Origin of the sequence: Paenarthrobacter sp. NPDC091669, from assembly GCF_044756725.1 — a bacterium.
GTDB classification, from domain to species: domain Bacteria; phylum Actinomycetota; class Actinomycetes; order Actinomycetales; family Micrococcaceae; genus Arthrobacter; species Arthrobacter bambusae_C.
On record NZ_JBIVTK010000011.1, the window covers coordinates 33,754 to 49,557 of the forward strand.

At 63.0% G+C, this 15,804-nt stretch carries 20 protein-coding genes; 15 read left to right on the forward strand and 5 right to left on the reverse strand.

What is annotated here, in order from left to right; all coding sequences use genetic code 11:
- Positions 1 to 4: 4 nt before the first annotated feature.
- From ACIQLI_RS17700 to ACIQLI_RS17755, 12 genes are all read left to right on the forward strand, one after another.
- Positions 5 to 148, forward strand: a complete 144-nt coding sequence (locus tag ACIQLI_RS17700; protein ID WP_280623723.1) for a daptide-type RiPP — start codon at positions 5 to 7, stop codon at positions 146 to 148.
- Positions 149 to 196: 48 nt separating this feature from the next.
- Positions 197 to 322, forward strand: a complete 126-nt coding sequence (locus ACIQLI_RS17705; protein ID WP_256378406.1) for a daptide-type RiPP — start codon at positions 197 to 199, stop codon at positions 320 to 322.
- Positions 323 to 366: 44 nt separating this feature from the next.
- Positions 367 to 504: a daptide-type RiPP gene (locus tag ACIQLI_RS17710; protein ID WP_157731903.1), complete on the forward strand. Its 138-nt coding sequence runs from the start codon at positions 367 to 369 to the stop codon at positions 502 to 504.
- 83 nt (positions 505 to 587) lie between these two features.
- The gene (mpaM, locus tag ACIQLI_RS17715) at positions 588 to 1,406 is read left to right on the forward strand and encodes a daptide-type RiPP biosynthesis methyltransferase (protein ID WP_400390752.1); all 819 of its coding nucleotides are present in this window, start codon (positions 588 to 590) and stop codon (positions 1,404 to 1,406) included.
- Entirely contained in the window at positions 1,403 to 2,593 is a 1,191-nt protein-coding gene (locus ACIQLI_RS17720; RefSeq protein WP_400390754.1) for a YcaO-like family protein, read from the forward strand. The genes mpaM and ACIQLI_RS17720 overlap by 4 nt, the downstream gene beginning before the upstream one ends.
- An 11-nt stretch (positions 2,594 to 2,604) precedes the next feature.
- Complete coding sequence (mpaP, locus tag ACIQLI_RS17725) at positions 2,605 to 4,263, forward strand: daptide biosynthesis intramembrane metalloprotease (RefSeq protein ID WP_400390756.1); 1,659 nt, start codon at positions 2,605 to 2,607, stop codon at positions 4,261 to 4,263.
- Positions 4,260 to 4,970, forward strand: coding sequence for an ABC transporter ATP-binding protein (locus ACIQLI_RS17730; RefSeq protein ID WP_400390758.1), 711 nt, complete (start codon positions 4,260 to 4,262; stop codon positions 4,968 to 4,970). The genes mpaP and ACIQLI_RS17730 overlap by 4 nt, the downstream gene beginning before the upstream one ends.
- Before the next feature lie 11 nt (positions 4,971 to 4,981).
- A complete protein-coding gene (locus ACIQLI_RS17735) occupies positions 4,982 to 5,716 on the forward strand; it encodes a hypothetical protein (protein WP_400390760.1) in 735 nt (244 codons plus the stop codon).
- 1 nt (position 5,717) lies between these two features.
- Positions 5,718 to 6,401, forward strand: coding sequence for a hypothetical protein (locus ACIQLI_RS17740; protein ID WP_400390762.1), 684 nt, complete (start codon positions 5,718 to 5,720; stop codon positions 6,399 to 6,401).
- 31 nt (positions 6,402 to 6,432) lie between these two features.
- Positions 6,433 to 6,618 carry a hypothetical protein gene (locus ACIQLI_RS17745; protein WP_354227805.1) on the forward strand — a complete coding sequence of 62 codons (186 nt, stop codon included), beginning with the start codon at positions 6,433 to 6,435 and terminating at the stop codon, positions 6,616 to 6,618.
- Between the two features lie 129 nt (positions 6,619 to 6,747).
- On the forward strand, positions 6,748 to 8,025 hold the full coding sequence (locus ACIQLI_RS17750) for an MFS transporter (protein ID WP_400390764.1): 1,278 nt from the start codon (positions 6,748 to 6,750) through the stop codon (positions 8,023 to 8,025).
- A complete protein-coding gene (locus tag ACIQLI_RS17755) occupies positions 7,997 to 8,380 on the forward strand; it encodes an ArsR/SmtB family transcription factor (protein ID WP_400390766.1) in 384 nt (127 codons plus the stop codon). The genes ACIQLI_RS17750 and ACIQLI_RS17755 overlap by 29 nt, the downstream gene beginning before the upstream one ends.
- 56 nt (positions 8,381 to 8,436) lie before the next feature.
- Here the strand turns inward: ACIQLI_RS17755 and ggt are convergent, their stop codons facing one another.
- Positions 8,437 to 10,272 carry a gamma-glutamyltransferase gene (ggt, locus tag ACIQLI_RS17760; protein ID WP_400390768.1) on the reverse strand — a complete coding sequence of 612 codons (1,836 nt, stop codon included), beginning with the start codon at positions 10,270 to 10,272 and terminating at the stop codon, positions 8,437 to 8,439.
- A gap of 129 nt (positions 10,273 to 10,401) precedes the next feature.
- Complete coding sequence (locus tag ACIQLI_RS17765; protein ID WP_354227809.1) at positions 10,402 to 10,800, reverse strand: hypothetical protein; 399 nt, start codon at positions 10,798 to 10,800, stop codon at positions 10,402 to 10,404.
- Positions 10,801 to 10,936: 136 nt separating this feature from the next.
- Between ACIQLI_RS17765 and ACIQLI_RS17770 the strand changes: the two genes are divergently transcribed.
- Together ACIQLI_RS17770 and ACIQLI_RS17775 are read left to right on the forward strand one after the other, a co-directional pair.
- Positions 10,937 to 11,326: a hypothetical protein gene (locus tag ACIQLI_RS17770; RefSeq protein WP_400390770.1), complete on the forward strand. Its 390-nt coding sequence runs from the start codon at positions 10,937 to 10,939 to the stop codon at positions 11,324 to 11,326.
- 17 nt (positions 11,327 to 11,343) lie between these two features.
- Positions 11,344 to 11,847: a GNAT family N-acetyltransferase gene (locus ACIQLI_RS17775; RefSeq protein ID WP_400390772.1), complete on the forward strand. Its 504-nt coding sequence runs from the start codon at positions 11,344 to 11,346 to the stop codon at positions 11,845 to 11,847.
- Here the strand turns inward: ACIQLI_RS17775 and ACIQLI_RS17780 are convergent.
- From ACIQLI_RS17780 to ACIQLI_RS17790, 3 genes are all read right to left on the reverse strand, one after another.
- Positions 11,844 to 12,611 carry a hypothetical protein gene (locus ACIQLI_RS17780; RefSeq protein WP_400390774.1) on the reverse strand — a complete coding sequence of 256 codons (768 nt, stop codon included), beginning with the start codon at positions 12,609 to 12,611 and terminating at the stop codon, positions 11,844 to 11,846. The genes ACIQLI_RS17775 and ACIQLI_RS17780 overlap by 4 nt on opposite strands.
- A gap of 272 nt (positions 12,612 to 12,883) precedes the next feature.
- The gene (locus ACIQLI_RS17785; RefSeq protein WP_400390776.1) at positions 12,884 to 13,786 is read right to left on the reverse strand and encodes a hypothetical protein; all 903 of its coding nucleotides are present in this window, start codon (positions 13,784 to 13,786) and stop codon (positions 12,884 to 12,886) included.
- An 8-nt stretch (positions 13,787 to 13,794) separates the two neighbouring features.
- Complete coding sequence (locus ACIQLI_RS17790) at positions 13,795 to 14,811, reverse strand: SPFH domain-containing protein (protein ID WP_311213586.1); 1,017 nt, start codon at positions 14,809 to 14,811, stop codon at positions 13,795 to 13,797.
- A 104-nt stretch (positions 14,812 to 14,915) separates the two neighbouring features.
- Here ACIQLI_RS17790 and ACIQLI_RS17795 point away from each other — a divergent pair, with 104 nt between their 5' ends.
- Positions 14,916 to 15,650 (forward strand): NUDIX hydrolase, encoded by a 735-nt coding sequence (locus tag ACIQLI_RS17795; protein WP_400390778.1) that lies wholly within the window; start codon positions 14,916 to 14,918, stop codon positions 15,648 to 15,650.
- The last annotated feature ends 154 nt before the right edge of the window (positions 15,651 to 15,804 follow it).

Below are 15,804 nucleotides of genomic sequence, written 5' to 3' on the forward strand. Positions count from 1 at the left end.
ACACATGAACAGCACCAACACACTCAAGAGCCTGGACCTCCACATCCAGGAGCTGGAGCCCATGGACGTTCCGGATGACTGGGACGAACGCATCAAGGGCATCTCAGCTGGGCTGGCACTGGTAGGCATCGCCGTCGCCATCACCTGATCTCCCGCAGGCCGCCACCACAGCAGCAGCGAAGGGAGGTGAACGCGCATGCAAAAACAGCTCAACATTTCCATCCAGGAGATCGAGTCGCTGGACACCCCTGACTTCCAGAACTGGTTCATCGGGGTCTCCCAGGGAGTCGCAATCGGCATCATCGCCGTCAGCATCACGTAGTGCCCGTCTGCAGCATCCACACAACAACAAGGAAGGAGGAACCAATGATCGCAAACTCGACGCTCCAGCTGTCCATCGAAGAGCTGGAGAACCTCGACACCCCGGACGATACACCGTGGTACATCCGGGTTGGTGACGTCATCATCATCGCCGGCATCGTCGTCGGAATCGCCGCCACATAGCCGGTGCACGCGGGTGGTGCCACGTTCCGTCCCACCCGCGTGCATCCCCGGACCACTCTCAACCTCCCGGAGAACACGAGCTGATGAACACCGCAAAAGATAAGACCGCCGACGCCGTTCTGCGGATCCTGGGCCATGTGGATCCTCCAGAGGATCTGTACAGCGTTTCAGGCTCCCGCCTCTATGACCTTGTCACCGCCAACGACCTGACGGAGCTGCCCGAGATCCTCACCGCGGCGCGCAAAACCGCGGGGCCCATCCTTGAGTTGGCTGCCGGATCCGGACGGATTACCCGTCCCCTCCTGACGCTGGGACGTCCGCTGACCGCCGTCGACTCCTCCAGGGAAATGCTGGCCCTGCTCAAGACCAAGGTGGAAACGCAGGCCTTCAACCCGCGCGGAGTCGTGGTGGACATGGTGGAGGCTGACATGTCCAGCTTTGAGCTCGACGGCGGATTCGGTTGCGTGGTTCTCGGCGCCAGTTCCATCACCCTCCTTGACCCGGCAGGCAGGCGTGCGTTGTTCCGCAGGGTCCGCGGCTGCCTGGCGCCGGAGGGCCGTTTCCTTCTCACGGTCCTGAACGCGGACAGCCACCATGAGTCAGAAGAAAACGACGGCGGCACAACAGTTTCGCCGTTGGGCAAGGACTCGTTCCTGATCACCACGGAAAGCCGCGACCCAGCCAACGGTGCCCGCCACGTCACCATGATCCACGTCAATTTCGGTGAAGGTGGCACGTACCGGTCTTCGGCGTACGCCAGCGACATCGCGTTCGTCAGCAACAGCCTCATCGAGGAAGAGATCACTGCTGAAGGCTTGACCATCCTGGAACGCAGGCCGGTCCGCATCGCCACACGGACCCCTGGCCTGGACGACATTGAGCTGTGGGTGTGCGGCGTATGAGCATCGATCCTGTACGGACTCTCGATCCGGCGCTGGGTCTGGTGTCCGAATCGGGGGTGTACGTTCCCAACGAGGTTGGGCTGTGGCGGACTGCCGGGGTGCTGGCACATGGGCGGGCATCGCGAGCAGGGTTCGCCTCCGCCGTCGGGGCCTTTGACGTCAGGAAACGCGACTCCATTACCCGGGGTGCGGGAGAAGCCGTGGAACGGTTTGCGCTGGCTCCGGCAGCGGCGGATTCCGAGCACCTTATTGCTGGGGCCGGGAGTGTGGACCTGCGGATCGACTTCATCACGGCGGGGCTTGGGCGACCATCAGCGCTCGCCTACGAATTTCCTTGGTACCGGGCCACCAACCTTCTGACCGGAAAGGCCTCGCATGTTCCGGCGCCGGTAGTGGACTACTGCCCCGGACACATGGAGGCGAATCCGTGGGACCGCTTCTTCGATCCGTCTCCCAATGGCGCAGCATCGGGTCCATCGGAGGCCTTTGCGCAGGTTGCGGGCATCGGGGAAGTGCTGGAACGGGACGCGTTTTTGGCCGCATGGCACCAGCGGACGCCCCTGCTCAGCTTCGATGTGGCGTCCCTGCCCGAGGCTGTGTGGTCCACCCAGGAGACCCGGAGCTTCCTCTTGCTCCTCGACACGGCGAGGTCTGCCGGCGTCGAACCGTTGTTGGCGTTCATCCCGCAGCAGGGCAGTCCGCTGACGACGGCGGTGTGCGTGATTGCCGACGAGGCCCACTTTGGTGCGGTAGGGCTCAAAGCAGCCGCCCACCCTGTATCCGCGTTGCGCGGGGCACTTCAGGAAGGACTCCAAATCCGGGAGCTGTTCCAAACCCGTTCCCGTCCGCAGTCTCCCGCGGCGGTGACGGATGACGATTCCCGGGCCGACTTCTGGACGACGCCGGCCGCCATTGACGGGTTGCTCCGGTGGGTCCAGTCCTTCCAGCCAGCGGGTCTCCCCGACATCCAACCTTCGCCGGACGTTGAAACCTTGGTGCGATACCTCGCGGAAAGGGACATCCAAACGCACTGGGTAAGCCTCACCCACAGGCTGCCCGCAGCGATCCAGGACATGGGCTGGGTGGCCGGAAAAGCGATCTGCCCCGGCACCGTTCCCCTCACCATGGACGAAACCAAAGGACTGTTCCTGCCCGGCCATTTCTCCACCCCGCACCCGCTGATATGAGCAGGCTCAAAGTGCCCACTGGCCGGGCGGTCGAGTGGCCAGTGCAGCTTTCCCCGGCGGGGTCCATCGATGCGCCGCTGGCGGCTGCCGGCCCCTGGATCGTGGCCGTCAACGGTGTGCCGAAAGCGCGCGTCTCCGCCGACGTCGCAAACGTCCTCAAAGCAGTGGACGGCAAGAAGGATGCGGCTCAAGTGGCACTCTTTCTCGGATTTCCGTGGACAGCCGAGGATGTCATGGGGATCGTCGGCCAGTTGGCGCACACAGGAATATTCGACGGCGGTGCGGCGCCCGTTGCGATGCGACGGGTCCAGTTCAGGCCGCCACTGACAGTGCAGTTCACCTTGTTCAATCCCGCGCCCTTGCTGGAGTTCTTCCGGCCGATGGTGGCGGCCATGGCGCGGCCCGGAATGGCTGCGGTGGCCCTGCTTCTTCTTCTCGGCGGATTGGTGGGCGCTTTCATTGCGGGGCCCAGCATGTGGCGGGTCCTGGCGACGCCCCTCCCAATGGAGGCGTACCTGTACGTAGTGGCCGCGATGTTCGTGTCCACGCTCCTGCACGAACTGGGCCACGGCATGGCACTTACGTACTTCGGCGGGACCCCGCGCCGCATTGGGATCATGCTGTTCTATCTCTCGCCTGCGTTCTTCTGCGATGTGACGGATGGGTGGCGGCTGAGCTCCAGGAAGCAACGGGTGCTGGTTGCCTTGGCGGGGCCCTTGGTCCACGTGGCTCTGGGCAGCATGGTTCTGGCTGGCCAAGCGCTGCTTCCCGAGTCATCGCTTAAGGATGCCGCTGTCCTTTATGGCGTCATTTGCTACGCCGTGGCCTTGCTCAACCTGTTCCCGTTCATCAAGCTGGATGGTTACGTGGCCTTGATGTCTGCCGTAGACATCCCACACCTCCGGAAGAAGTCCTTGGATGCCTTGGCCGAGGTGGTCAGCTTCCGGGTCCTGGGATCCCGACGAACACTGGACCGCGGCGGCTTGCTTCTATGGTTTGGACTCGCCAGTTTTGTCGCCGGAACAGTTTTCATGGTGATCGGTTACCAACGACTGGTGCCGATCTTCCTTCAGCTGGGTTTTGTGGGCCACTTGGTGGTCCTTGCGGTCCTGTGCCTATTGCTCGTCATGGCACTCAGGGGAGTGATCCGGTTCTTTCAAGCTGCGGCCGCCAAGGGGAGTCCGCGCTGGAGGCGGATCCTGGTGGTGCTGCTGGGGCTTTTGACCGTCGGGGTGCTCCTGGCGATCGTTCCCGTTAGGGCGGTGACCGTAGCTGGGTACACCTACCAGGGCGGTCAGCTGAAGATCGTGATGCCGGTCCAAGGTCCGTCCCGGGCACTGTCCCCCGGAGACACAGTCACGCTGCAATCGCAAGGAATGATCCTTCACGAAAACCTGGGCCGGGCAACCATCGGTGACCAACCGCCGTCGAACTCCATGGCACCGCTGGACACGCTGGTCCCCGTAGCCCTCGCAGGCGACGCCTTGCCGGTGATGGCCTTCTCCGGCCACCTGGAATCCGGGACGAACCTTTCATCCTCCGGGCGGGCCGAAGTAGCCAGCCAACACGAGACGAGCTTGGGGGAGTGGCTCTGGGCGACCATCACCAGCTCGCCCCTGTGGCCAGGGCAAGCCGCACCAACTGGAGACTCCACGAAAGGGCAGCAGTGACCATTCACGCCAGCTTTGAGCAGTTCAGCAAGAAAAGGGGAACGCGCTTCGTCGTCGAAGGGCTGACGTTCGATGTGCCCGCAAGACAGGTGGTGGGACTGATAGGCCCCAACGGTGCTGGGAAAAGTACCGCGCTCGCCGGCCTCACAGGGCTGGTGGAGGCGACTTCCGGTCGCGCAACCGTGTTCGGCGTGGACTACCGATCCCTCCGGAGGCCCGCCAGCAGGGTGGGCGTGAACTTGGACGGGATGGACGTGGAGCCCGGGCTGACGGGGCGCCGGCACCTGCAGATCTGCCAGCTCGCCGCCGGAGTGGACAGGGAAAACGTGGAGCGGGTGCTGGAACAGGTGGATCTGGCGGCGGAAGCCAACAAAAAGGTCCGGGATTACTCGCTGGGCATGAAGCAACGCCTGGGAATTGCCTCCGCGCTGGTTGGTAATCCCCAGTTACTTATCCTCGATGAGCCCGCCAACGGACTGGACCCTGAAGGCATTCAATGGCTGCGACGTTTTTTGCGGGAGTTCGCCGCCGCCGGTGGAAGCGCGCTGGTTTCAAGCCACCAACTGATGGAACTGGAACAAGTGGCGGACCAGGTTGTCATCCTCAAGCAAAGGGTCCTGTTCCGCGGAACCCTCGAGGAGGCCAAAGCACTTGGCGGCGGCAGCCTTGAAGCTGCCTACTTCAAGATCCTGGCGGGTGCCCAATGAACGGTGGAACCTTGGCCACAGCAACAAGTGGGATCCGATCCGAGCTCCTCCGATACCTCAGCGGATACTCCATCCTGGGCATCGTGGCGTTCAGTGCTTTGGTGCCGTGGTTCGTGGCCAACTTCCTTGGCTGGCCGGACAGCTCGGGTGCTTTGTCCGTTTCGGACAACATCCGGATCTTCTGGTCGCTGGCCGCGAGCATTGCGCCGGTAGCCACATTCGCCGGAAGCTATCTGGTCACCCGCGAAGCCTATTACGGGACGCTCCGCCGAACCGTGGTGGCAGCCGGAATGTCGAACGTGCTGGTGAGTAAATACCTTGCCGCGGTGGTGGTGGGGCTCGGCTCCGTCGTCACAGGAATCGTGGTGTGGGGTGGGACCATCGCCTTCTCACTGCGACCGGATGTTGGCTCCCAGCTCCTGGCTTCGGAGTCGCTGGGGCTGTTGCCGGGGGTGCTGGTGGCCTCGGCTCTCGCTGCCGTCTGGGGTTGCTCTCTGGGGTGGATCTTTCAGCACTATTACGCGACGACGATCCTCACCTTGGTGATTCCACTCGCCGTCGAACTGCCTCTGTTGGCGAATGCTCCGGACATGGCCCGCTGGCTTCCGTCCGGCGCGTTGGCGGGAATCGCTTCTGTTCCCTTCGAGGGTTTACTTGAACCCCTTGCGGCTTTTTTCGTGTCCGTGGGATGGCTGCTGTTCGCGGGCTTTGGCGCCGTGTGGTCCCTTCGCCGGAAGGAGCTCTGACGTGGTGTCGGCATTCCTCTCGGACCTCCGGCGCCCTTGGCTGTGGAAGGGTTCGGGTGTTGGGGCCGTGCTGGTGCTGGGCTTCATGGCCTTGGTGTTTGCCGCCGCCGCGCTTGAATCCGGCCCGTCCATGGAGGGCTTCGACGAACCCTTGGTGGAGGCAGGCCTGACGCTCACGCTGACTGCGGCCGCGGTGGTGGGCGCTTTCGCCTTTACCTCCGACTACCGCAATGGAAGCTTCAGTCGCCGGGTCCTGCTGTTCCAGCGGAGCCCGGCGTTCCTGGGCAGGGCAGCCACCACATCACTGGCTGGCGTGTTCAGCGGCGCAGTGGTTGGCCTGATCGTTGTCCTGTCCGGGAAACTGCTGGATGAATCGTGGCACGTGGGTTTGACCGCTGTCCCGGCCTTCGCGGGTCTCGCCGCCATGGGATCGGTGTGGGGGTTCGCTGCGGGTTCCCTCATCCGCAACCATCTGGTGAGCCTGTTCGCCGTACCACTTTCCCTGCTGCTCCCGGAGATGCTGGTGGGACCGGATACCACTTTCTTCCCGGCAATTGCCGCCGACTGGGCAAACCAAACAGCTGTCAACATACCGGCTTGGGGCTCTTTCATCGGAGCAGCGGGCTGGCTTTTAGTAGTCACAGCACTAGCCTTCGGCGTTTTCCTGAAGCGCGACCTCGCCTGACTGTTCAACCCTTTCCCTAAGGAATACAACAATGAATCGCAAACCCTTGATCTGGCTGCTGTTGGCCTTGGTGCTCGCCGCCTATGCTGTCTCGATCTTCGTCTCCAATCCAGACCAATCGCCGTGGTCCATGATCACCGGAATCATCATGGCGGCCGCATCGGTGGTCATGGTGTGGAGATACAGGTGGGAGCTCCGGAACAACCGCCCATCTTGACGGGGCGGGACAAAAGGGGCGGGACATCGGTCACCCAGCCAAGAAACCGCAACCGGAGGCTCCGGGATGAGCTTGACTCTATTACTATAGGTGCACACATATGTACTTGTGCACCTAAGGGATAGGTAGATGTTAGCGGTTCTGCGGAACGTGACGTACCGGCAATTGTTCGCCGCCCAGATTGTGGCGCTGATTGGCACGGGCCTTCTTGCGGTTGCTCTTGGCCTCTTGGCCTACGATCTGGCCGGGAGTAGCGCCGGGGGCGTGATCGGGACCGCGTTGACGATCAAAATGCTCGCTTACGTGGGACTGGCACCGGTGATCAATGCCCTGGTTGCTCGTTTGCCGAAGAAGCGCGTGCTGATCGGGGCGGATCTGATCCGTGCTGCCATGGCGTTGTGCCTGCCTTTCATCACTGAGGTGTGGCAGATCTACGTGGTGATCTTCCTGCTGCAGTCGGCATCGGCGACGTTCACTCCGGCCTTCCAGTCTCTGATTCCGACCATCCTGACCGCGGAGCGGGACTACACCCGGGCTTTGTCGCTGTCCCGTCTGGCATATGACATGGAAGCATTGGTAAGCCCTGCCCTCGCAGCGCTGCTGTTGACCGTAACCAGCTACAACAACCTCTTCGTGGGCACGGTCGCTGGGTTCCTCTTCTCCGCATTGCTCGTGGCGCTCACAAGCCTGCCCAGGGGAGCCACAGGGACTGGATCGCCGACCACGTCGCTTTGGCACCGGACTACCCTGGGTACCCGGATCTTCTGGCGAAACCGGCGGCTGCGATCCTTGCTGGCCTTGAACCTGGTGGTTGCCGCGCCGACGGCTCTGGTTCTGGTCAACACCGTGGTCTACGTCCGGAACGTTTTGCACCGGCCGGAATCGGATCTGGCGCTTGCCCTGGCCTGCTTCGGCGTCGGTTCCATGATGGTTGCTCTCACTGCTCCACGGTTCCTGGACCGGTTCGGGGACAGGGCCGTGATGCTCACCGGAGCCGCCCTGATCCCCTCAGCTTTGACCGTGGCGACAATCATGACTGCTGGCGGGGTTGCCGGGGCGGGGTGGTGGTTCCTGCTGGCCTTGTGGTTTGTGCTGGGGGCTGCGAACTCCACTATCCTGACCCCGTCATCGCGGCTGCTGCGCGATGCGTCAACTGATGAAACCCGTTCCTACGTTTTTACCGCTCAGTTCTCCCTGTCCCATGCCTGCTATATCCTGACATATCCGCTGGCAGGTTGGATCGGGGCCACCGCGGGATTGGGTTGGGCTGCTGCAACTTTGACGTCTATCGGCGTTATGGGCGCCGTTGCCGCGTTCCTTTCCTGGCCAAGACACGGTAAGCCAGCAACAGAACCAACCATCGCCAAGGAGCAGACCAATGACCGCCCAGTCGAGTCCAACACCTGATGCCACTCCCGGGCGAGGGGAATCTTCACTTGTTCACGAGATCATCCCCGGTCCGGCTTTGCTGAACACCGCCGCTGAGACGCTGCGGATGCTGGCCGAACCGACCCGGCTGCACCTGCTCTGGCAACTCGCGGACGGTCCTAAGACTGTCACCGAGCTCACCAATGTCGCAGGGGCGCCACGGACCGTGATCAGCCAGCATCTGGCGAAACTGCGCCTCAGCGGGTTGGTGGACACCCGCAAAGATGGGCGTCACGTCATTTACTCATTGCATGACGGGCACCTGATACGGCTGATCCGGGAAACCGTCAATCATGCCGACCACCGCCTAACCGGGGAACCTCCCCACGACTAAAGACACCTCCAGGTGCAGGCTGGATCCTCCGGAGTGAATTTCCGGGGCCCAACCCGCTACCTGCCGGGTTTGACCGGTTTGACCACTATCGCCGAACCACCGCCACGCCTGGTCGGCTCGGCAGCCGCGGTCATCTGTCCGTCCTTGCCGAACTCGATGGCCGTCGCTGCCCCGATCTCGGCCGCCGACGTGAAGGCATCACCCGCCGGAACCAGGTCGTGGCCCAGCGACTCCAGTGCAGGACCATAGGCATTAATGAAGGCGGGCTCGGAACTGACAGTCGCTCCATTTCGGGGTGCAGCCCGTGGTGCAGCGAGGGCCTCGGAGACTGTCATTCCCAGGTCGACGCGGTTCAGGATGGTCTGCAGCACGGTGGTGATAATGGTCGATCCACCGGGGGAGCCCAGTGCCAGGAACGGCTTTTGGTCCTTCAGAATGATGGTGGGCGACATTGAGGAACGCGGCCTCTTGTTGGGTTCAATCCGGTTGGGATCCTTCGGATCGTAGACCGTGCTGAAGTCAGTCAGCTCATTGTTCAGCAGGAAACCCCGGCCCGGAACAACAATTCCCGAACCACCGGTCTGCTCGATGGTCAGTGTGTACTCCACTACGTTGCCCCACTTGTCGGCGACCGTCAGGTTCGTCGTGGAGATGTTCTCCGTATCCGTTTCATTGGCGAGGGGCGCCACGGCAGCCGGGCACGCGCCGTCGTACGTTTCTATATTGCCGGGGGCGACAGGCTTGGGAGCGGCCGCCGTCGGATCGATTTCGCAGGAGCGTTCCTTGGCGAAGACGTCGTTCAGCAACGTGTTGGTGGGGACCTTCACGAATGCGGGATCGCCTACGTAGGCGCCGCGGTCCGCGAAGGCGAGCGAGCTGGCCTCGAAGTAGTGGTGCAGTGCATCGGCCGGTTTCATGCCCTTGAGGTCGTAGTTTTCCAGGATGTTCAGCGCCTCGCCCACCGTGGTGCCGCCGCTGCTGGAGGGAGCCATGCCGTAGACGTCATAGCCGCGGTACTCCACTTTGGTGGCGTCCTGGTCCAGCGCCTTGTAGTTGGCAAGATCCTGGGTGGTCATGAACCCCACCGGGACGGGAAGCTTGGTTTCGGCGGTCTTCGGCGGAGCCTGCACGGTCTTGGCGATCTCCTCTGCGAGCGGGCCGCCGTAGAAGGCGTCGGTGCCCTCCTTGGCGAGCAGCCGGTACGTCGCGGCGAGGTCGTGGTTCTGGAAGACACTTCCGACGGCGGGAGCGTCGCCACCGGGAAGGAACAGGTCCCGGGTGGGAGTGAACGCGTCGAAGCGGACCTTGTTGTCCAGGGTCTGCTGGCGGAACGTCTCATCCACGACGAAGCCGCGGTTGGCAACCTTGATGGCGGGCTTCAAAGCTTCGCCCAAGTCCAGGGTTCCCCAGCGTTCCAGCGCGCGCTCCCAGGTGGCAGGGGTTCCGGGGACGCCGACGGAGACGCCGCTGGTGACCAGATCGGGCGTGAACTTGTAGGGCTGCTTGGTGGCAGGGTCAATGAAAGCGTCGTTGGGCATGCCGGCCGGAGCGGTTTCACGGCCGTCGATGGTGCCCACTTTTTTTGTCTTTGCGTCGTAGAACACGAAGTAGCCGCCGCCTCCAATGCCGGCGCTGTACGGTTCGGTGACGCCGAGGGTGGCTGCCGCTGCGACTGCGGCGTCTGCTGCGTTGCCGCCCCTCTTCAGTACTTCAATGGCGGCCGCGGAAGCCTCGGGATCCACGGTGCTCACGGCACCCCCGTAGCCGGTGGCGGTTGCGTTCTTGTCGGTGGCGCGGGGATCGGCGAAGGCCGGGCTGGCCATCGCCCCGCTCGTCGCGGTTAGGGCCAAGGCTGCCGTTACAGCAGCCAGCTGACGTCTCACATGTGTCATGGTTCCTCCCAGAGTTGTTCCAGACGGTGATGTGGGTGGACGGTCCGGTCACCCTACCCCGGGGCTCTGCCAGGGGACAACGGTTGAAATTCGTGGTGGATTGGGAGTAAGGGCGAGTCTTGAGTGAGCCTATGCGTCCGCTCCGTTCACACCGAGACCACCGATGATGGCTGCGGGGGTTAGGAGAACTGGGCAGGCCCAAACACCTTGGTCGCCGACCAGCCGAGCGGCCATGGGGTGATTGTTGGGATGCCAAGGGCACTGCGGCCAATTGCTGTTAATGGGGCCGTTTTCTTCGATAACCCACTCCTGGACCTGGTCCGCTACTGATACCAGCTGCTCGGCCCGTGGTAGATCGCGCCTCACCGACACGCCCTGTCCTGATGAGTCGCGGGCGCTGTAAATCATCGCCGAGATTGCCTGCGGGTCGTCATTCCAAGCGGTATCTTCGATGCGTGGTTCCTCAAGCCCGCTGGACCTCACATCCCGCAGAACATGCCTGATGATCTCTACAATCTTTGCTGTCATAGATGCCTCTCTGGCTGGAACCACTACGTCGTGGCAACGGTACACCGGCTATCAGGCAGGTATCTCGCAGGACATATAGGCTCGGTATTCAGTCTGGGTTGAAGTGTCCTGGAAACGTCACGAGGGAAATTAGCTGATGGACGATGCCCTTGAATTCGTTAGGTATCAGTCAACACAAGTGAATGCGCGGGGGATCAACGTCGGCATATTTGGCCTGGCAAATGGACTGGCGAAGGACGGAAGGCTAAGCGAAGAGGACCACCGTTGGTGGCAGACTGCGAATGCTTGGTACGACGCCGCCTACCCTGATCCCAACCTTTTAGATCCCACGGTTTATGACGGCACCATCAATCCGCACGCCCAAGCGTGGTTCAAAACAACTGCTGCGCATCTGCTGACAAGGATCCCTGGCTATTTGGACCTATTGGACCGCCACGGGGTGCAATGGGAAGAACTTCGTTCATCAACGCCGGGACGTGTCCTTTACGAGGACGACGTGCAGGTAGTGGTGGTACCGAACCGCTGAGTAGGTACCGTTGAGCCATGGCAATCAACTTTGACGTGCGTCGTGCCGAGCCAGCGGATGCCCCCGGCATGGCGAGAGTGCATGTGGATACCTGGCGCGAAACCTACCGGGGCTTGATGAGCGACTCCGAGCTGGACGATCCCGGTCTCCTTGAGTGGCGGGAGAAATTCTGGACCGCAGCACTGACTGATCCCCGCTATGAAAAGAACAACGTCGCCGTCGCGTTGCATGACGACAGGTTGATCGGCATTGCCATGTCAGGTCCCTCATCTGATCTTGCTGAGGAGCCGCAGGAGTTGTACGTCCTTTACGCGTATGCATCGTCCCACGGCTCGGGCGTGGGAGCGGCGCTTCTCAACGAAGTCATCAGCCCGTCCGCACCTGCTGTGTTGTGGGTGGCCGACCCTAATCCGCGAGCCCAAGCCTTCTACCGGAAGAACGGATTTATTGCCGACGGAGCGGTGAAGGTCGACGACGGCGTAACGGACATCCGGATGGTCCGCAGCTTTCAGTCGAACTAGCCCGCTGCCAGGGAGTTCCGACGAGCAACAACGAATCGGGCGCCAACACCCGTTAGTCCCATGACCAGGGCCAGCAGAATCGTGGGCAGCGCGGCTCCGTCGGGACCGAGGGCCCGCCCGAAGACATCGCGTCCCATCGCGAGCATCTCCGGGACGTTTCCTGCCAGTACGCGTGTTCCCAGAACTGATTGGACGGCGGTGAAGAGTGCAGGAAGCAGCCAAAGGAAGACAAGGTTGAGCACCCAAGCCACCACGCGACGAGCGGGCCGGAGTCCGCACCACGCCAGAGCGCAACCCACCAGGACGGCAGGGACCCGTCGCGCAACAGTGGGTACGGCAGTCGGAACGTTGAGGAATCCCACGACGTTCACCACCCACACCACGGCCCACGTCGTGACTGGTATGGCCATGAGTCCGAATCCGATGGTCGTCTTTACCGTTGAAGACGAAGCGATAAGCAACAACGCGACCAGCGCTGCAAGCACGCAACCGATGACGCCGGCCAGAAGGCCTCCGAAGTAGAGCCCGGAGAGGCTTCCGGGCAAGAGCCCTTCCCTGAGTACCGCGAACGACTGGATGGTGGCGGCGAGGTGCACCACGAGGACTCCGGCTACGGCGGACCACGTAACGAGTCGACGGCGGGCGGGTGACCAGATGCGAACTGCGAGACCCGCTGCAGCGCCGCCAACGGTCAGGAGTGCCAGGATGGTGGTCGCCTCGTACTGGCTCAGAGGCAGCAGGGCCGTCGGCATCAGATCTGGCATCACCTGCGTAGCCCACAAGTTCTGAAGGGGCAGAGTAGCACCAGTAATCCACCACGGCGCGAGTCCAAGAACGCCAGCGAGGAGTCCGATCAACCACCCCCACAGAGCGTCCCGGGCGGAAGTGTTCGAAGGCTTCCCGGACGGGACTGAGTGCTGTGCAGTGTGCTCGGGCTGGCTCACGAGGCTCCTCGTTTGAGTCTGACATGGAGTGCCCCAACCTTCAGGAGGTGGGCCAACCGCCAAGACTACACCGAGTGGACTAATCCAAGGGGTCACACCACCAACCGCAGCGGCCGCTTCCCCAACTGAACGGTGATTTCTTGCCCCCACGAGGCTGTCAGCCGGTCATCCTCCATGCCATCGCCGAAGACCACCAGCTGATCCGACGCCACGGTAATCCGCAGCACTTCGCCGGCTTCGAGCACGCCTTCGGTCAGCGAGGCGCCCGTGACCGGGGAGGGCCATGCTTCGCGGACGAACCACGCGAGCCGCGGATCGGTCGGAGCCGGGAGTGCCCGACCACCGCGTTCCAAGGCGATCGAGGCGCACCAGCCGGTGGCGCCGGTGCCCGTGGAAACGATAAGGCCCGACGACGATTGCCGCTCGGTTTGCCCGCCGGGCTGGGTGAAACTGGGTGCCGTCACGGTGTACTTTGCCGATTGATGTGAGGCGTGCCCGATGAAAACTTCGTTGAGCGCCGAAAGCTGCTGCCCGTCGTCGAGCGTTGCCGTCACGGTGGTGAGGTCCTGGCAGCGCAGCCGCCCAACATCGCCAGTGGTCAGAAGTGCCGCGGCCGCGGCCGGCGTGTGCCGGACCAGGACCCCGGGATTGGCGCCGGGCTCCGGGTCGATGCCGATGACCGGCTGGCCGTTCAGGTACTTGGCGACGTTCGCCACCAGCCCGTCCTGCCCCACTACGGCGATGATGTCCTCGGCCGTGAGCAGGAAACGGCTGAGGTCTGCGCGTTCCACTTCGGCCTGCCGCCAATCGGACGGCACGGCAGCGCGGACGGTGGCCAAGGCCGCGGTGAGGTGATCGTGCCGGTCCTGCACGTCCTGGATGCTGCGACCGCGGGTGCTAAGGAAGAACTCGGCCTGGCCGCGGGTGGCGTGCCGGTCCAGGAGTTCCTGGAGTTCGGTCCGCCGGTGGACGATGACGATGCGCGGGGTGGCCATGACGATCCTTACTTGGTGAGCTCAGTTGTGGCGGGTTCCTTGAACAGCCCGGCAAGTGCTCCGCTGAGCAGGTCCGGAGTGATGGTCAGGTTCCCGATGTTCGGGAGGCTTCCGGCAGCGTCCTTCAGGGCCAGTGCCAAAAGCGTGGCCTGTTCCATATTGCGATAAACCTCCATAGTGGCGGCTTCGCGGGCAGCGGCTGCCTCACCAACCAGACGGATTTGGTTCGCCTCGGCTGCTGCGCCAATGCCTTGCCGTTCAGCAGAACCTTGCGCCTCAATCAAGCCCGCGGCGGCCTTCTCTTCCGCTGCTCGGCGGGCGTTGGCACCCTCTTGGGCCACCAGGTTTTCACGCCTCACGGCCAGTTCGATTTGGCTCGCCATCTCGTTCTCGGAGATGGTGCGTTCACGTTCGACGGCGACTGCCCGCCTCTCGTACACAGCCCGGTCCGCTTCGGCTTGGAGCTGTTCACGCACCGGCGTCTGGAGCGCACGTTCGACGTCGGCTTCGGGCCTGACGGCCAACACCTGCACGCCGAGGATTTCGATGCCGGTGGATTGCAGCCTGGCATCTGCCCGCAGGGCCTCTGTGAGGACCAGACGGAGTTGGCTGACTCCGCGTTCGAGTGCCTCGGCGAGGGTGGTGGTGGCGATCTGGTCGATCGCGTGACTCTGGCACAGCTGACCGATGATCGTGGAGACCTGCTCGCGTCCGGTGGCCGGCGCCTTGCCTGCGGTTTGCAGTCCGAAGTCGAGCCGGGTGGAGACAGCCACAGGATCAATGAAGCGGTAGGTCACGTTGGCCTGAACGCTGACATCCTGGTGGTCGCGGGTGATGGCGTGGAAGAGGGTGGGCAGTTCTTGATCGTCCACGGGAACCTCGCTCAACACAGAGTTCGCAGGACGGAAGAAGAAGGCTTGGCCCACTCCTTGGTGCTTGACGGCCCCCTTTTGCAGGTGGACGACGTAGCCGGTGGGGCTGCCGAGGAAGTGGCTGAGCCAGGGGTAGCGCTTGATGGTGGCCATGATGTTCTCGCTTTCACTTTATTGTCGTCAACTTGACGATAACTACACACTAGGGCGCATTCACCTTTATTGTCAACATGACGATAACTTCCTATGCTTGATACATGCCTGTATCCCATTTCGCGCCCGAGCGCTTCCCGGTGACGGTCGACGTCGTCGCCCTTACAGTGCGCAACGGTGAGCTGAACGTCCTGCTCATTACCCGACTCATCGAGCCCTTCAAAGGAAAGCTGGCCCTCCCGGGTGGCTTCGTTCTGGCGGGCGAGGACCTGCTCGAAGCGGCGGGTCGGGAACTGGCGGAGGAGACCGGCGTCGAGCATCTTCCCGGGCACCTGGAGCAACTGGGCAGTTATGGCCCCAAGGGGCGCGACCCCCGCGGCGACGTCCTGACCGTCGCGCACCTGCTGCTCGCGCCCGACTTTCCGGTGCTGTCAGCGGGCAGCGACGCTGAGCAGGCTGCCTGGTATCCGGTACGGGAGGTCCTGGATGGGACGCTCGAGCTGGCCTTCGATCATGCGCACATCCTCGGCGACGCTCTGGAGCGGGCCAAGTCGAAGCTCGAGTACTCGCCGTTGGGTGCTGCCTTCTGTGGCGACGAATTCACCATCGCCCAGCTTCGCGCCGTCTACGAGGCAGTGTGGGGGACCCGCCTGGACCCGCGTAACTTCCACCGGAAAGCGACGGGGACGCCCGGCTTCCTCGAGGACACCGGGCGGATGACAGTGGGCGACGCCGGACGGCCGGCTGCGCTGTTCAGGCTCGCCCCTGAAGCACGCCCGACGCCGGGCCAACCCGCCCGCGCGGTACTGAACCCGCCACTGATGCGCTCGAGGGACTAAAGCGGGTGACACTGATCTGGGGCAGTCCCGATTCGCCCAGAGTTCAGGACGTTGAAGAGCCAGCAAGAACGAACCTTCACGCACACTTCCACGGACAATCCCATGGGCTCTGTGACGGACAGGGGTTTCTTGTGCCGATGAGGGGACGTGAGGT

Coding starts and splice junctions, on each gene's coding strand:
- ACIQLI_RS17775 (WP_400390772.1), top strand. CDS start 11,344: ATGGCAATCAACTTTGACGTGCGTCGTGCCGAGCCAGCGGATGCCCCC.
- ggt (WP_400390768.1), bottom strand. CDS start 10,272: ATGACACATGTGAGACGTCAGCTGGCTGCTGTAACGGCAGCCTTGGCC.
- ACIQLI_RS17765 (WP_354227809.1), bottom strand. CDS start 10,800: ATGACAGCAAAGATTGTAGAGATCATCAGGCATGTTCTGCGGGATGTG.
- ACIQLI_RS17795 (WP_400390778.1), top strand. CDS start 14,916: ATGCCTGTATCCCATTTCGCGCCCGAGCGCTTCCCGGTGACGGTCGAC.
- ACIQLI_RS17720 (WP_400390754.1), top strand. CDS start 1,403: ATGAGCATCGATCCTGTACGGACTCTCGATCCGGCGCTGGGTCTGGTG.
- ACIQLI_RS17755 (WP_400390766.1), top strand. CDS start 7,997: ATGACCGCCCAGTCGAGTCCAACACCTGATGCCACTCCCGGGCGAGGG.
- ACIQLI_RS17710 (WP_157731903.1), top strand. CDS start 367: ATGATCGCAAACTCGACGCTCCAGCTGTCCATCGAAGAGCTGGAGAAC.
- ACIQLI_RS17705 (WP_256378406.1), top strand. CDS start 197: ATGCAAAAACAGCTCAACATTTCCATCCAGGAGATCGAGTCGCTGGAC.
- ACIQLI_RS17700 (WP_280623723.1), top strand. CDS start 5: ATGAACAGCACCAACACACTCAAGAGCCTGGACCTCCACATCCAGGAG.
- ACIQLI_RS17785 (WP_400390776.1), bottom strand. CDS start 13,786: ATGGCCACCCCGCGCATCGTCATCGTCCACCGGCGGACCGAACTCCAG.
- ACIQLI_RS17770 (WP_400390770.1), top strand. CDS start 10,937: ATGGACGATGCCCTTGAATTCGTTAGGTATCAGTCAACACAAGTGAAT.
- ACIQLI_RS17790 (WP_311213586.1), bottom strand. CDS start 14,811: ATGGCCACCATCAAGCGCTACCCCTGGCTCAGCCACTTCCTCGGCAGC.
- ACIQLI_RS17745 (WP_354227805.1), top strand. CDS start 6,433: ATGAATCGCAAACCCTTGATCTGGCTGCTGTTGGCCTTGGTGCTCGCC.
- mpaM (WP_400390752.1), top strand. CDS start 588: ATGAACACCGCAAAAGATAAGACCGCCGACGCCGTTCTGCGGATCCTG.
- ACIQLI_RS17750 (WP_400390764.1), top strand. CDS start 6,748: ATGTTAGCGGTTCTGCGGAACGTGACGTACCGGCAATTGTTCGCCGCC.
- ACIQLI_RS17780 (WP_400390774.1), bottom strand. CDS start 12,611: ATGCCAGATCTGATGCCGACGGCCCTGCTGCCTCTGAGCCAGTACGAG.